Origin of the sequence: Streptomyces sp. NPDC091412, from assembly GCF_044756885.1 — a bacterium.
GTDB lineage: Bacteria > Actinomycetota > Actinomycetes > Streptomycetales > Streptomycetaceae > Streptomyces.
Genome location: NZ_JBIVTV010000001.1, coordinates 865,517 through 880,168, shown reverse-complemented (window position 1 = coordinate 880,168; position 14,652 = coordinate 865,517). Strand labels below are relative to the sequence as shown.

Sequence of the window (14,652 nt, the reverse complement as noted above, 5' to 3'; positions counted from 1 at the left end):
GACGGCCGGAGAAGGTCGAAGACGGCCGGTGAGGGCCGGAGTGGGAGGGGCACACATGTCGGAGGGTGGGGCGCCGGCGCCGCACGCGCCGCGGACGGCCGTACCGGAGCGAGGACTCGCCGGACCACCGGCGCGCGCGGCCCGCCGTGCCGGGCTGCTGGTGACCCTGATCCTCGGCGGGCTGACCGCGACGCCTCCGCTCGCGATGGACATGTACCTCCCGTCGCTGCCGGAGGTCACCCGGTCCCTGCACGCCCCGGCCGCGACCGTCCAGCTCACGCTGACCGCCTGCCTGGCCGGCATGGCGCTCGGGCAGATCGTGGTCGGCCCGATGAGCGACCGGTGGGGGCGCCGCCGCCCGCTGCTGGCCGGGCTGGCCGTCTACGTCCTCGCCACCGCGCTGTGCGCGCTCGCCCCGAACGTCGAGACGCTGGTCGCCTTCCGGCTGGCCCAGGGCCTGTCGGGCGCGGCCGGCATCGTGATCGCCCGCGCGGTCGTCCGGGACCTGTACGACGGCGTGGCCATGGCCCGCTTCTTCTCCACCCTGATGCTGATCTCCGGGGTCGCCCCGATCGTGGCGCCGCTGATCGGCGGGCAGATCCTGCGGGTGACGGACTGGCGGGGCGTGTTCGTCGTCCTCACGGTGGTCGGGGCGCTGCTGGCCGTGGTCGTCTGGACCCGGCTGCCGGAAACCCTGCCGCCCGCCCGGCGGCAGGGCGGCGGGGTGGGCGAGACGCTGGGCTCGATGCGCCGGCTGCTCGCCGACCGCGCCTTCACCGGGTACCTGCTGGCGGGCGGCTTCGCCTTCGCCGCGCTGTTCGCGTACATAGCGGCCTCGCCGTTCGTGATCCAGGAGATCTACGGCGCCTCCCCGCAGACGTACAGCCTGCTGTTCGGGCTCAACTCGGTCGGGCTGGTCATCGTGGGCCAGATCAACGGCCGGGTGCTGGTCGGCCGGGTCCGCCTGGACCGGGTGCTGGCCGTCGGCCTCGCCGTGGTCATCCTGGCCGCGACCGGCCTGCTGCTGATGGCCGCGGGAGTCTTCGGGGACGTGGGCCTGGTGCCCGTGGCCGCCGCGCTGTTCGTGCTCATGTCCGCGATGGGCGTCACCCTGCCCAACACCCAGGCGCTCGCCCTGATGCGCACCCGGCAGCACGCCGGCTCCGCGTCCGCCCTGCTCGGCACGTCGTCCTTCCTCATCGGCGCGGTCGCCTCCCCGCTGGTCGGGATCGCCGGGGAGCACACCGCCGTGCCCATGGCGCTGGTCCAACTGGCGGCCGCACTGGTGGCGCTGGTCTGCTTCATGGGAATGTGCCGTCCCTGGAGGCCACGTGCGGCCGGGAGCCCGGGGGAGGAGAGCTGAGCGCACCGAGACTGCGCGGGGACACACCGGAGAAGGCCGGACTGGACCCCGCCGAGCTGCGTCACCTCGTCCGTGAGGTCCACGGCCTCACCACCGGGGAGCACCCCTGGGCGGCGGGCGCCGTCGTCATCGCCGGGCGTGGTCCGGTGGTCGCCGTCGCCGAGGCGGCGGGCTGGGCGGTGCGGTACGCGTCCTACGACCCCGCCACCGACCGGGGGGTCGAACTGCCGCCCGCCCAGCGGGTGCCGATGACCCTGGACACGCCGTTCGACCTGGCCTCGCTCACCAAGCTGTTCACCGCAGTCGCCGCCGTGCAGCAGATCGAGCGGGGCACGCTGGGCATCGACGCGCGGGTGGGGGCGTACCTGCCGGAGTTCCGGGCGGCCGCCGCGCACGGCGTCACCGTACGGCAGCTGCTCACCCACACCTCCGGGCTGCGCCCCGAACTCCCGCTGTACGACTGCCCCGACGACGCCTCCCGGTCGGCGATGCTGCGCGCGGAGGCCCCGGTGGGCGAACCCGGCACCTACACCTACTCGGACCTCAACCCGCTGCTGCTCCAGCGCGTCCTGGAGCGGATCACCGGCCGCCCCCTGGACGTTCTGGTCCGCGACGGGATCACCCGCCCGCTGGGCATGGCGTCGACCCGCTTCGGCCCGTGCCCCGGCGCGGCGGCGACCGAGGACCAGCGGCGGCCGTGGGCCAAGGCGGACCGGGGGATGCTGCGCGGGGAGGTCCACGACGAGAACGCTTGGGCACTGGGCGGTGTGGCCGGGCACGCGGGCCTGTTCTCGACGGCCCCCGACCTCGCGGTCTTCTGCCGCGCGCTCCTCTCGGGCGGCTCCTACGGCCCCGCCCGGATCCTCGGCCCCGACTTCGTCGAGCTGCTGCTCGCCCCGCCGGGCCTGGGATTCGCCGTGGACCAGCCGTGGTTCATGGGCGAGCTGGCGGGCGGCGGCGCGGCGGGCCACACGGGCTTCACCGGCACGTCCCTGGTCCTCGACCCGGCCACGGACACCTTCCTGGTCCTCCTGGCCAACACGGTCCACCCCCGCCGCCGCCCACCGACAAGCGCCCCGCGCACGGCAGCCGCAACCCGCCTGGCACGAGCGGTACGAGCAGCCCGCCGGGCCTGAGGGGCGTGGGCGGTCCGGGTGGTCTGCCAGGCCGGGGAGGCGTGGGTGGTCCAGGCGGCCCGCCGGGGCTGAGAGGTGCGGGCGGACCATGGGAGCTGGGGGGCTCGGGCGGTCCGGGGGGCTCGGGGGAGCTGAGAGAATCGGACGGTGAATGACGTCGTACCCCCGTCGGAGACCCTCCGTGCCGCGCTCTCCGGGCTGCTCGACGGGCTGCCGCCCCGGCAGGCCGCGGGTGCCGTGGAGCGGCTGATCGCCAACTACCGGGGAAGCACCCCCACCGACGCGCCGATCCTGCGCGACCGCGCGGACGTGGTCGCCTACGCCGCCTACCGGATGCCGGCCACCTTCGAGGCGGTCCGCTCGGCGCTGGAAGCGTTCGCGGAGGCCGCGCCCGAGTGGACGCCCGCCAGTCACACCGACGTCGGCGGCGGGACCGGCGCCGCCGCCTGGGCCGTCGGCGCCACCTGGGACGGCATCCGGCTGGTGACCGTGCTCGACTGGGCCGAGCCCGCGCTCGCCCTCGGCCGGGAGATCGCCGAGGCCGACCCGGCCCTGCGGGACGCCCGCTGGCAGCGCGCCCGGATCGGCGCGGCGCTCACCCTCGACGACACCGACCTCGTCACCGTCTCCTACGTCCTGGGCGAGCTGACCGAGGCCGACCGCGCGGCCGTCGTGGCCGCCGCCGCGGCCGCCGCCCGCGCCGTCGTGGTCGTCGAACCCGGCACACCCGACGGCTACGCCCGCGTCATCGAGGCCCGGGACCGGCTGATCGAGGCCGGTTTCCAGGTCGCCGCGCCCTGCCCGCACAGCGCCGCCTGCCCGATCGTGCCCGGCACGGACTGGTGCCACTTCTCGGCCCGGGTCAGCCGGTCCTCCCTGCACCGGCAGGTCAAGGGCGGCTCCCTCGCGTACGAGGACGAGAAGTTCAGCTACGTCGCCGCCACCCGCTTCCCGGTCGCCCCGGCCCCCGCGCGCGTCGTCCGCCGCCCCCAGATCCGCAAGGGCCAGGTCCTGCTGAACCTCTGCACGCCCGACGAGGGCCTGCGACGCGAGACGGTCACCAAACGCCACGGCGACCTGTACAAGGCGGCCCGCGACACCAACTGGGGCGACCCCTGGCCGCCTCCCGACACGACGCGCTAGTGCGGTGACCGGAAAGGTTCACCGGCTCGCGACGCCCGGCACGGCACTCCCCCAGCCTTCGGCCGGGGGTACCCCCACGCCGCGTTGTCGCATCACCCGAGTACATCCCGTACGTGGGCAACGCTCCGCCTTGCGATGCTCCCCCACCGCCTGAAGGGCGTGGGAGGTGCCCCCAGCACCGGACGCCGCGAGCTTCCCGGCACACCTTCCCGGCCACAGCACCAGCAACCGCCCCCGCACCGTCCGGGAGGAGTGGCGAGACGCACCGTCTCACGCCCCTGCTACCGTCGGCGCATGCCCGACAAGCCCGCCCCCGACGCCAGCCGCCGCAGTGAGAAGTCCCGCCGCGCGATCTACGCCGCCGCCCTCGCGCTCGTCGCGGAGACCGGGTACCCGAAGACCACGATCGAGTCGATCGCCGCGCGGGCCGGAGTGGGCAAGCAGACGATCTACCGCTGGTGGCCCTCGAAGGCGGACGTGCTCATGGAGGCGTTCCTCGACCTCGGCGAGCAGGCGGCGGCCCGGCAGGGGGACGCGCGAGAGGGCGGGCAGCCGGACGGGATCCCCGACACCGGCGACCTCGCCGCCGACCTCAAGGCCGTCCTGCGCGCCACCGTCGACGAGCTGTTCGACCCGGCGTTCGAGGCGCCCGCCCGGGCCCTGGCCGCCGAGGGCGTGGTGAACGAGCAGCTCGGCCGCGAGTTCGTGGCCAAGTTGCTCCAGCCGCAACTGGAGCTTTACGTCCGCAGGCTGCGCTCGGCCCAGGACGCCGGTGCCGTACGCCCCGGCGTCGACCCGCGCATCGCCCTGGAGCTCTTCGTCTCCCCGCTCGCCCAGCGCTGGCTCCAGCGCACCGCGCCGATCTCCTACGAGTACACCGACACCCTCGTCGACTACGCCCTGTACGGGCTCGCGCCGCGCTGAGCGCCCCCTCGGCCACCCCGGAGGCGGGCGCGGCCACCCCGGTTGCGGGCTCCGGCCCCCCGAGGCGGAGGATGGTGGGACCATGGGGCATGCTGTCCACACCAGCGAGGTCAGGGGATAGATGAGCGCGGAGTTCGGCGACCGCACCGGCCGGCAGGGCAAACTCACCAGGTGGTTGCGGGGACGCCGCCCCAAGGAGACGGCCGGCGACGCCGGTCGTGAGGACCTGCTGCTCGCCGCCGCCACCGCGGGACTTCCCCTCGCGCCCGCCGCGCACCCGGCCACCGCGTACGGCTGCTCCTGCGACCGCGTCGGCTGTCCCACGCCCGCCCGCCACCCGGTGTCCTTCGCCTGGCAGACGCAGTCGACCACCGACCGCGCCCAGATCGAGCGCTGGGCCCGGCACCAGCCGCAGGCCAACTTCATCACCGCGACCGGAATGGTGCACGACGTCCTCGACGTGCCCCTGGAGGCCGGCCGCGAGGCCCTGGAGCGGCTGCTCGCCGAGGGCGTCGAGGTGGGTCCGGTCACCGAGAGCGACGACGGCCGCATGCTGTTCTTCACCCTCACCCGCGGCACGCCCGAGGACGAGGACGAGTGGTGGCCCTGCGAGCTGGACTGCCATCCGGAGACCATGGACGAGCACCCGGGCCTGCGCTGGCACTGCCGCGGCTCCTACGTCCTGGTACCGCCGGCCCGCCTGCCCGGCGACGACGACCAGCAGGTGCGCTGGCTGCGCGGCCCCGAACACGCCCTCCCGGACCCGCTGAGCCTCCTGGAACCCCTCACCGACGCCTGCGCCCGCCACGCCGCCCAGGCACCGGACCCCCACTCCACGACCTGGCCCCTGCACCACTGAGTCCCCGGCACCGCTGAACTCCCGGGCACCACCGAAGCCCCGGGCGCCACCGAACCCCCGGCGGCGGAACCCCGTGGCTTGGGGACCCCGTTCCGGACGCGGTGTGCGCGGTCCGTGCGGGTCCCGGACCCTACTCGCCCTGGGCCGAGGTGAGGCCCTGGACGCGGGCCAGTATGGACACCCGCTGTCCGGCCGCGCCCCTCGGCGGATCGAGGGCCACCTCGTTGGAGACGAACTCCATCGTCAGGGACTGCTTGACCTCGCCCGTGGTGAGGGCCTGGACGTCCTTGTTGGGGGTGGGGACGGAAGCCCCCTGCGCGGCGGTCTGCTTCTCGTAGTGGCGGGTGGTGAAGAACACCAGCGCGCCGCCGTCCGCGGTGCGCAGCGCCAGAGGGGCGTAGGCACCGTCCGTCAGGGGCTGGTCGATGTACTGCCGCGCCAGCCCCGGCCGGCTCGCGGCCCTGGTACGCAGCTTGCGCCAGCCGGTGGTGTGGGTGCCGTCGGCGAAGGCGTCCCCGCCGCTGCCCAGGTACGCCGCGTAGTCCTTGCTCAAGTCGCCGGGCGCGACCGCCAGTTCGGTGCTGCTCTCGGGCAGTGCCTCGGCCAGGCCGTCCGCGTCCTTCCGGAACTCCGGTACGTCGCCGGGGGATGCCAGCGTCAGAAACGCCACCCGCCACTCCTCGGTGACGCCGTAGCGCAGGAACACCAGCAGCCACCGCTGGTCGCCGCCCTTGTTCCCCTTGGCGTCGGCGAGGAACCAGCGCGGCCAGCCCGCCTTCTTGGGGATCGTGAACTGTGCGTCCGTCAGCGTCAGCGGCGTGTGCGCGGAGTTGCCGCCCGGGTTGTTGGTGCGCCCCGCCTTCAGCCGCGCCCCGTCGATGGCGCCGAGCGCGCCGGTGACGAAGTCCGCGTCCAGGGTGCGGTCGTAGGCCTTGTCGGCCTTGTTGTAGGCGTCGGTGAACCGTGTCAGCGCCTTCGCGGCCTCCGCGGGGGTGGTGGCCGGGAGCACCTCACGCTCCCCGTGCACCACCACGCACCCGCTCGCCGTCAGCGTCAGCGCGGCCGCCGTGACCGCCGCCGTCGCCCAACGCTCAAGCCTGCGAAGCCTTTGAGGGCCGCGGACCCTGCTCATCAGCCACCGTCACCTTCCTCTTCCCGGAGGCGAACCCTACCGGGGCGAAGAAGACCGTGAGCGTCGGGACCAGGTACAGCAGCCACACCGTGACCTGGATGACCGTCGGGTCCGGCTGGAAGTTGAACACGCCCTTCAGCAGCGTGCCGTACCAGCTGTCCGGCGGGATGGCGCCGCTGATGTCGAAGGCGAGGTTGCCCAGCCCCGGCACCCAGGCGGCCTCCTGGAGGTCGTGGACGCCGTACGCCAGCACACCCGCCGCGACCACGACCAGCATGGCGCCGGTCCAGGTGAAGAACTTGGCGAGGTTGATCCGCAGCGCGCCCCGGTAGAACAGCCAGCCCAGGAGGACCGCCGTGGCCAGGCCGAGGGCGACCCCGATCAGCGGGCGCGGGGTGCCGTCGGAGGCCGCGTGGACCGACGCCCACACGAACAGCGCCGTCTCCAGGCCCTCACGGCCCACGGCCAGGAACGCGGTGGCGACCAGCGCGCCCGTGCCCATCGCCAGCGCCTGGTCCAGCTTGCCGTGCAGCTCGGACTTCAGATGCCGGGCGGTGCGCCGCATCCAGAAGACCATCCAGGTCACCAGGCCCACGGCGACGATCGACAGGGTCCCGCCGAGCGCCTCCTGCGCCTCGAACGTCAGCTCCTGGGAGCCGAATTCGAGGACGCAGCCGAAGCCCATGGCGATGGCGACCGCGATGCCGATGCCGGTCCAGATCGGCCGCAGGGCGTCCCTGCGGCCGGTCTTGACCAGATAGGCGATGAGGATGCACACGACGAGGCTGGCTTCCAGCCCCTCGCGCAGGCCGATCAGATAGTTGGAGAACACGGGTCACGCCTCCTCGGACAGCAGGGTGCGTCCCCACCAGTCGCGCGCGTCACGCACGCCGGGCGGAACCGCGAAGACCGCCGAACCCACGTGCTGGATGTACTGGTTGAGCGCGTCCGACGCCGCCAGCTTGCGCTGGAGCGGGATGAACCCGTTGCGTGGGTCGCGCTGGTAGGCCAGGAAGAACAGTCCGGCGTCCAGGCGGCCGAGGCCGTCGGTTCCGTCGGTGAAGGAGTAGCCGCGGCGCAGGATCGTGATCCCGCCGTTGGCGTCGGGGTGCGAGAGCCGTACGTGTGCGTCGGGCTTCATCGCCTTCAGGAACGGCTCGTCGTGCTCCTTGGCCCTGCCGACCGGAGCGCCCTCGCCCTTGTCCCGGCCGAAGATGTCCTCCTGCTCCTGGAGCGGAGCCCGGTCCCAGGTCTCGATGTTCATCCGGATGCGCCGGGCGACGACGTACGAACCCCCGTGCATCCAGGCGTCGTTCGCGCCGCCGTCCTTGTCGCCGACCCATACGAACTTGTCCAGCCGGCCGGTCTCGGTGCCCGCGATGTTGCGGGTGCCGTCCTTGAACCCGAAGAGGTTGCGCGGGGTGTGGGCGTCCGGGGTGGTGGAGGAGGTCTTGCCGAAGCCGAGCTGGGACCAGCGGACGGCGACCTTGCCGAAGCCGATGCGGGCCAGGTTGCGGATCGCGTGCACGGCGACCTGCGGGTCGTCCGCGCAGGCCTGGATGCACAGGTCGCCGCCGGTGCGGGAGCGGTCCAGGTTGTCGCCGGGGAACTTGGGCAGGTCCACCAGGGCGGCCGGCCGCTTGTCCCGCAGCCCGAACTTCTCGAACAGCGACGGCCCGAAGCCGATGGTCAGCGTCAGCCGCGAGGGCTTGAGGCCGAGCGCCTCGCCGGTGTCGTCGGGCGGCGCCTCGGCGAGTCCACCGTACGCGCCCTCACCGACCTCCTTGCCGGCGGTCATCCGGCGCGCGGCGGCCGTCCAGTCCTTCAACATCCGCACGAACTCGGCGCGGTCGTCGGTCTTCACGTCAAACGCGGCGAAGTGCAGGCGGTCCTGCACGGGCGTGGCGATGCCGGCCTGGTGGGCGCCGTGGAACTCCACCGCGCCGCCCGCCTCCGCGCCGACCGGGTCGAGGTCGGAGCCGGCCTTGGTCATCGCCACCGCGCCGCCGGCCGCGACGGCACCGAGCGCGATCCCGGCCCCGCCCCAGCCGATCACGGCACGGCGGGACGGAGTGCCGCCCTGGGTCTCGGTCATGTCCCGCCCTCTACTTCACAACGGCCGCGGCGAGCTTGGACAGCGGCTCGGCGAGCGCGTTCACCGCGTCCGAGAGCTCCTTGCGCTCGTCCTTGCCGACCTTGTCGTAGGAGACGAACTCGTACGACGTCCTGTCCGTGCGGTACTTGTCGAGAAGCGTTTCGAGGGCGGCGAACTGCTTGTCGAGCTCCTTGGCCAGCGCCGGGTCGTTCTTCGAGGCGACCGGCTTGAGGAGTTCGTACGCCTTCTGCGCGCCCTCGACGTTGCCCTTGAAGTCGACCAGGTCGGTGTGGGCGTAGCGGTCCTCCTCGCCGGTGACCTTGCCCTGGGCGACCTCGTCGAGGAGTTCCTTGGCGCCGTTGGCCATGGAGGTCGGGGTGATCTCGGCGGTGCCGACCCGCTTCTGCCAGTCCTGGAGGTCGGTGAGGAGCTGGTCGGCGAGCGTCTTCTCGTCGGCGCCGATCGTGCCGTCCTTCCACAGCGACTTCTCCAGGCGGTGCCAGCCGGTCCACTTCTGGCCGTCCTCCAGGCCGTCCTCGCGGACGTCGACCTTGGGGTCGATGTCGCCGAAGGACTCCGCGACCGGCTCGGTGCGCTCCCAGCCGAGGCGGGAGATCGCGTACGCCTTCTTGGCGGCCGGCACGTCGCCCGCCTTGATCGCCTTCACGAAGGCCTCGACACGGGGCAGGGTCTCGTCGGCCTGCTCCTGGACGTACCGGCGGTAGTCGGCGACGGCCGCGTCCAGCTTCGGGTCGCGCTTGGCGACCGTGCCGCCGGTCGCCTTGACCTCCTGGCGGATGCCCTTGCCCTTCATGCCCGGCTTGCAGGCGATGACGTACTCGCCGGCCTTCACCTCGGCGGTGACCTTCTGCTTGATGCCGGGGCCGATGTTCTCGCGCTCGGCGACGATCCGGTCGTCCGGGAAGAGGAGGTAGACCTCGGTGACCTTCGAGCCCTTGTTCTCGATGGCGAGCTCGACGTGCCCGGCCGGGAACGCCTTCTTCGAGACCTCGCAGGAGTCGTCCTTCGCGGTCACGTCGACCACACGGCCGGCGTCCTGCGTGCCGCTTTTCTGCGTACAGGCCGTCACGGCGGTCAGCGCGACCGCCGCCGCGGCGGTGATGACGGAGAAGCGGACGGCTCGCACGAGGGCTCCCGGAAGTGGCTGGAAGGTGACCTGACACCCCACGACCCTTGGTGAGGCTTGCCTAACTTAACCGAGGCTTACCTGGTTCCTGCCCGCGCGGACCGTGATTCCTGTCTCATGATCGGCGTACGGGAACGAACTGATCGCGAATATGCCAAGAACGGGCAAAGGGGTGGTCAAGGTGAGGTCAAAGGGCTTCGTCTGGGGGTCACCAGGACCGCGCCCGTACGCGGGTGCGGCAGCACTTCCACGCCCTGGTCGTAGACCCGGGAGAGCAGTGCCTCCGAGAAGACCTCGGCGGGCGGTCCGTCGGCCACGACACGACCGGCGCACAGGATCGCGACCCGGTGCGCGTACGCGGCGGCCAGTCCCAGATCGTGCAGCACCACGACGACCGCGTCCCCGGCGTGCGCCCTTTCCCGGCACAGCCGCAGCACCATCTCCTGGTGCTTCAGGTCGAGCGCGGCGGTCGGCTCGTCGAGCAGCAGCAGCGGTGCCCGCTGGGCCAGCACCCGGGCGAGCGCGACCCGGGCCCGCTCGCCGCCGCTGAGCGCCGGGAACGGGCGCGCGGCGAACGCGGTCACCTCGGTGGCGGCCATCGCCTCGGCCACGATCCGCTCGTCCTCGTCCGGGGAGGCCGAGGACGCGTGCGGGGCACGGCCCATCCGTACGACCTCCTCGACGGCGAAGGGAAAGGAGAGCGCCGCCGACTGCGGCAGCACGGCGCGGCGCAGCGCGAGTTCGGGCGCGGACCACTCGTGGGCCGGGCGGCCGTGGACGCGCACCACGCCCCGGGTGGGCGGGAGATCGGCGGCGAGCACGCCCAACAGGGTCGACTTCCCTGCACCGTTGGGGCCCACCAGGGCCAGCACCTCACCGGCGCGGACCGCGACGTCGACGCCGTCGAGCACCTCGCGGGCGCCCCGGCGCACATGCAGCGCCTCCGTCTCGGCGAGCACGTCACCGGCCCGGGCCGGGGCGGGGGGAACCGGTCGGATCCTCGGCAGTCTCATGCCCAGCCTCCTTGCCTGCGGCGGGTGCGGCGCAGCAGCCAGAAGAAGAACGGGCTGCCGACCAGTGCGGTGAGCACGCCGAGCGGAAGCTCGGCGGGTGCGGCGACGGTGCGGGCGGCCAGGTCCGCGGCGAGCAGGACGAGCGCGCCGAGCAGGGCGCTGCCCGGCACCAGGAAGCGGTGCCCGGGCCCGGCCGCCATCCGCAGCAGATGCGGTACGACCAGGCCGACGAAGCCGATGATGCCGGAGACACTGACGGCCGCCGCGGTCAGCAGGGCGATGACCAGCACCAGCACGACGCGCAGCCGCTCCACGTCCACGCCCAGGTGCCGGGCCGGACCCTCGCCGAGCGAGAGCAGGTCCAGACGGCGCGCGTACAGCGGCGCGACGCCCAGTCCGAGCACCGCGCACGGCAGGACGGCCATGACCTTCGGCCAGGTGGCCTGGGAGAGCGAGCCGAGCTGCCAGAAGGCGATCTGGTTGACCGCGGCGGAGTCCGCGAAGAACAGGAACAGCCCGATCAGGGCGCCCGCGAAGGCGTTCACCGCGATCCCGGTGAGGATCAGCGTCACCACCTCCGTACGACCACCCGAGCGCGCCATGGCGTACACCAGCAGAACCGTGCCCAGTCCCGCGACGAAGGCGGCCACCGGGACCGTCCAGGTGCCGAGGAAGTCAAGACCGAGGGCGATCGCGGCGACCGCGCCGACCGCCGCGCCCGAGGAGACCCCGATGACGCCCGGCTCGGCCAGCGGATTGCCGAACACGCCCTGCATCAGCGCGCCCGCGCAGCCCAGCGAGGCGCCCACGAGCAGGGCCAGCACGATGCGCGGGAAACGCACGTTCCACAGCACCGACTCCGCGACCCGGTCGAGACCGCTGCCGCCGAGCCCGATCCGGTGCAGCACGGAGGAGAGCACCTCACCGGTCGGCACCGGGTACGCGCCGGTCCCGGCGGCGACCGGCACCAGCACGAGCAGACCGAGCACCAGAGCACCCGTCAGGAACCAGGACGTGCCGCGCCGCTTCCGGCCGGCGGGCGCGGGCGCCGCCCGGAGGGGGCGTACGGGCTTGTCGTCCAGCGCCGTCACCGGGCACCGCCCGCGTACAGCTGGTCGACGATCGAGCGCAGCACCTGGTCCGTGCGCGGGCCGTAGTTGAGCAGTACGCCGTCCTCGACCGACACGACCCGGCGCTCCATGCCGGCCGGTGTCTGGGCGATACCCGGGATCTTCACCAGCCCGTCGAGGCCGCCGACGGATTCGAGGCCCTTGCTCATCACGAGGATCGCGTCCGGCGCGGCCTTCGCCAGCGCCTCGGTGGTGATGGCGGTGAAGTCCTTCGTCAGCCCCGAGCCGGCGCCCGCGTCGATCCCGCCGGCCGCCTCGATGAGCGAGGTCGCACCGGACTTGGCGCCGCCGATGAGATAGACCGAGGCCGAGCCGCGCAGGTACAGGAAGGCGACGCGGGGGTGGTCGGCGTGCGCCGGGATCGCCTCGCGGACGGCGTCGATCCGGTCCTGGGAGCGCTTGGTCAGCTCCTGGCCCGCGGCCGGGACGCCGAGCGCGTCGGCGACCGCCCGGAGGCGCGCTCCCACGTCGGCGAGGCCCGCGGCCGGCTTCACCACGAGCACGGGGACGCCCGCGGCGCGGATCTGGTCCATGGCCTCCACCGGCCCGCTGGTGGTCTCGGCCAGCACCAGGTCCGGGGCGAGGGACAGGACGCTCTCGGCGGACACGTCGTGATTGCGCGTCACCACCGGCAGTTCCGCCGCCTGCTGGAAGGTGGCGGTGATGTCACGGGCGACGACCCGGCCACCGAGCCCCAGCGTGAACACGATCTCGCTGAGGCTTCCGGACAACGGGACGATCCTGCGCGCCTTCTTGACGGTCACCTCCTTGCCGTCGGCGGAGCGGACCGTGACGGGCAGCCGGGGCGAGGGAGTTCCGGCCAGGGGTTCGGCACGGTTGTCGACGGCGGCGGCCGCCGTCCTCGGGGCGGCTCCCTGGTCCGTGCTGGAGGGTCTGGAGCCGGAACAACCGGTAGCGGTCAGCGTGAGGGCGAGCACGGACACCAGTGCTCCCGCCAGTGTTGTGCGCAAGCGTCGCACGGTTCCGTCTGTTCCTTTCGGGGGGTACTGCCAGCATCTGACCGGCACATCTTAGGTTAGCCTTACCTTCGTTCGCCACCGGTTGTGGATCGGGAGGTTCCCCATGCCCGCGCGTCTTCGCGCTCTGGTCACCGCGTCGTTCACGGCTCTCGCCGTGCTCGCCGCGGCGCTGTCGGCGGTCCTGCTGCCGGCCACCGCCGCGCACGCCGAGAGCCGTACCGTCCAGGGCGGCCGACTGGACTGGGGCATCAAGTCCTCCTTCCAGAGCTATGTCACCGGGCCCGTGGCCAAGGGGAGTTTCTTCCTGACCGGCGGTGCCGCGACCGTCGGCGGCAGCACCTTCCGCTTCCACTCGGCGAGCGGCTCCTACGACGGCACCACGGGCGCGTTCCGCGCGGCCTTCTCCGGCGGGGTCCGCTTCGTCGGACATCAGGCGGCGAACGGCGGGTACCAGTTGGACCTCACGCTCAGCCGTCCCACCGTGAGCATCAACGGCTCCGTCGGCACCCTCTACCTGGACGTCGTCAGCAAGGCGAAGGACACCGGGAGGGTCACGACCTCCGCGCAGGTGCCCTTCGCCACCCTCTCCCTCGGCGGCATCGACATGAGGGGCGGCGGTGACGCCGTCGTCCTCAACAACCTGCCCGCCACCCTCACCACCCAGGGCGCCCGGTCCTTCGCCGGCTACTACACAGCTGGAACCCCGCTGGACCCGGTGAGCCTCGCGGCGGACGTACGCCCGGCCGTGAAGGCGGCGGCTCCGTCGCCCACGCCCACCCCGTCCGCGTCCAAGTCCGCGAAGGAGAAGCAGACTTCGCACCAGACGCTCGTGAACGGCGCCGTCGACTGGGGTGTGCGCCGCACCTTCCGCGAGTACGTCACCGGCGACATCGCCCGCGGCAAGTGGACCCTGACCAGTGGGGCCCAGGACGGCGGCGCCCTCTTCCGCTTCCCCTCCGGCCGGGGCACGTACGACAAGGGCGCACTCGACGCCACCTTCAAGGGCGCCGTGCGCTTCACCGGCGCGCACGGCCTGGACCTGGAACTGAGCGCCGTCCGCGTCACCGTCGCCCAGGGCACGGGCACGCTCTACGCCGACGTGACGAACGACCGCCTGACCGGCAAGAAGGTCCCCCTGGTCACCTTCGCGGCCAAGGGCCTGACCGCTCGCGACGGCCTGGCGAAGGTGACCGAGGCACCGGCCGAGCTGACCGCCCGTGGCGCCAAGGCGTTCGGCGGGATGTACCCGGCGGGCACCGCGATGGACCCGGTGTCCCTGGCCGTCGCCCTCACCGGCACCGCCAAGCTGCCCGCCCTGCCCGACCTGGGCAGCGCGGTCACCGAGACCGCCTCGCCCGCGCCCACGACGGCCGCCCCCGCCCCCTCGGCCGAGCCGGTCGCGGCCACCGGCGACGACGGCACCCCGGTCCTGCCGGTCGCGCTCGGCGCGGGAGGCGCGCTGGTGGTGGCACTCGGCGGGGCGGCGCTCTACCGCCGCAGGAACCGTATGGCGTCCGCCGCGCCCGCCGAGGGTTCCGGTACGGCGGCGAACTCCGGTGCCGCGGCCGCCGGTTCCGGTTCCGAGGTCGACTCCGGTTCCGACTCCGCCTCCGGTGCCGGCTCCGGTGCCGGCGAGGAGCGGTCCGCCGGGTCGTGACCCTGCCCGGCCGTCTCGGCCGGCCGGGCCCCAAGCCCCCTCCCCTCAACCCCCACGTCCTGATTCCCTCCGC

At 73.3% G+C, this 14,652-nt stretch carries 13 protein-coding genes; 6 read left to right on the top strand and 7 right to left on the bottom strand.

All coding sequences use genetic code 11. The annotated features are described in order from the left end of the window. Positions 1-55 precede the first annotated feature (55 nt). The 5 genes from ACIQMV_RS03935 (at position 56) to ACIQMV_RS03915 (ending at position 5,425) form a co-directional block, all read left to right on the top strand. Complete coding sequence (locus ACIQMV_RS03935) at positions 56-1,363, top strand: multidrug effflux MFS transporter (RefSeq protein WP_402590906.1); 1,308 nt, start codon at positions 56-58, stop codon at positions 1,361-1,363. Then, entirely contained in the window at positions 1,312-2,499 is a 1,188-nt protein-coding gene (locus ACIQMV_RS03930; protein WP_402590905.1) for a serine hydrolase domain-containing protein, read from the top strand. The genes ACIQMV_RS03935 and ACIQMV_RS03930 overlap by 52 nt, the downstream gene beginning before the upstream one ends. A 147-nt stretch (positions 2,500-2,646) precedes the next feature. Continuing rightward, the gene (locus tag ACIQMV_RS03925; protein ID WP_402590903.1) at positions 2,647-3,642 is read left to right on the top strand and encodes a small ribosomal subunit Rsm22 family protein; all 996 of its coding nucleotides are present in this window, start codon (positions 2,647-2,649) and stop codon (positions 3,640-3,642) included. A gap of 294 nt (positions 3,643-3,936) precedes the next feature. Further along, positions 3,937-4,566, top strand: a complete 630-nt coding sequence (locus tag ACIQMV_RS03920; protein ID WP_402590901.1) for a TetR/AcrR family transcriptional regulator — start codon at positions 3,937-3,939, stop codon at positions 4,564-4,566. A gap of 121 nt (positions 4,567-4,687) precedes the next feature. Then, on the top strand, positions 4,688-5,425 hold the full coding sequence (locus ACIQMV_RS03915) for a bifunctional DNA primase/polymerase (RefSeq protein ID WP_402590899.1): 738 nt from the start codon (positions 4,688-4,690) through the stop codon (positions 5,423-5,425). A gap of 130 nt (positions 5,426-5,555) precedes the next feature. Here ACIQMV_RS03915 and ACIQMV_RS03910 read toward each other — a convergent pair whose 3' ends face one another. The 7 genes from ACIQMV_RS03910 to ACIQMV_RS03880 form a co-directional block, all read right to left on the bottom strand. Next, positions 5,556-6,557, bottom strand: a complete 1,002-nt coding sequence (locus tag ACIQMV_RS03910; RefSeq protein WP_402590897.1) for a hypothetical protein — start codon at positions 6,555-6,557, stop codon at positions 5,556-5,558. Continuing rightward, positions 6,517-7,389 carry an iron uptake transporter permease EfeU gene (gene efeU / locus ACIQMV_RS03905; RefSeq protein WP_402590895.1) on the bottom strand — a complete coding sequence of 291 codons (873 nt, stop codon included), beginning with the start codon at positions 7,387-7,389 and terminating at the stop codon, positions 6,517-6,519. The genes ACIQMV_RS03910 and efeU overlap by 41 nt, the downstream gene beginning before the upstream one ends. 3 nt (positions 7,390-7,392) lie before the next feature. After that, the gene (efeB, locus tag ACIQMV_RS03900) at positions 7,393-8,652 is read right to left on the bottom strand and encodes an iron uptake transporter deferrochelatase/peroxidase subunit (RefSeq protein ID WP_402590893.1); all 1,260 of its coding nucleotides are present in this window, start codon (positions 8,650-8,652) and stop codon (positions 7,393-7,395) included. Between the two features lie 10 nt (positions 8,653-8,662). Then, positions 8,663-9,799 carry an iron uptake system protein EfeO gene (efeO, locus tag ACIQMV_RS03895; protein ID WP_402590891.1) on the bottom strand — a complete coding sequence of 379 codons (1,137 nt, stop codon included), beginning with the start codon at positions 9,797-9,799 and terminating at the stop codon, positions 8,663-8,665. Positions 9,800-9,975: 176 nt separating this feature from the next. Then, a complete protein-coding gene (locus ACIQMV_RS03890) occupies positions 9,976-10,812 on the bottom strand; it encodes a heme ABC transporter ATP-binding protein (protein WP_402590889.1) in 837 nt (278 codons plus the stop codon). After that, complete coding sequence (locus tag ACIQMV_RS03885; RefSeq protein WP_402590887.1) at positions 10,809-11,903, bottom strand: FecCD family ABC transporter permease; 1,095 nt, start codon at positions 11,901-11,903, stop codon at positions 10,809-10,811. Before ACIQMV_RS03885 ends, ACIQMV_RS03890 begins: the two co-directional genes overlap by 4 nt. Beyond that, the gene (locus tag ACIQMV_RS03880) at positions 11,900-12,913 is read right to left on the bottom strand and encodes a hemin ABC transporter substrate-binding protein (RefSeq protein ID WP_402590885.1); all 1,014 of its coding nucleotides are present in this window, start codon (positions 12,911-12,913) and stop codon (positions 11,900-11,902) included. Before ACIQMV_RS03880 ends, ACIQMV_RS03885 begins: the two co-directional genes overlap by 4 nt. A 112-nt stretch (positions 12,914-13,025) precedes the next feature. On the opposite strand from ACIQMV_RS03880, the gene ACIQMV_RS03875 reads away from it, so the two are divergent. Then, positions 13,026-14,579, top strand: a complete 1,554-nt coding sequence (locus ACIQMV_RS03875) for an HtaA domain-containing protein (protein WP_402590883.1) — start codon at positions 13,026-13,028, stop codon at positions 14,577-14,579. The last annotated feature ends 73 nt before the right edge of the window (positions 14,580-14,652 follow it).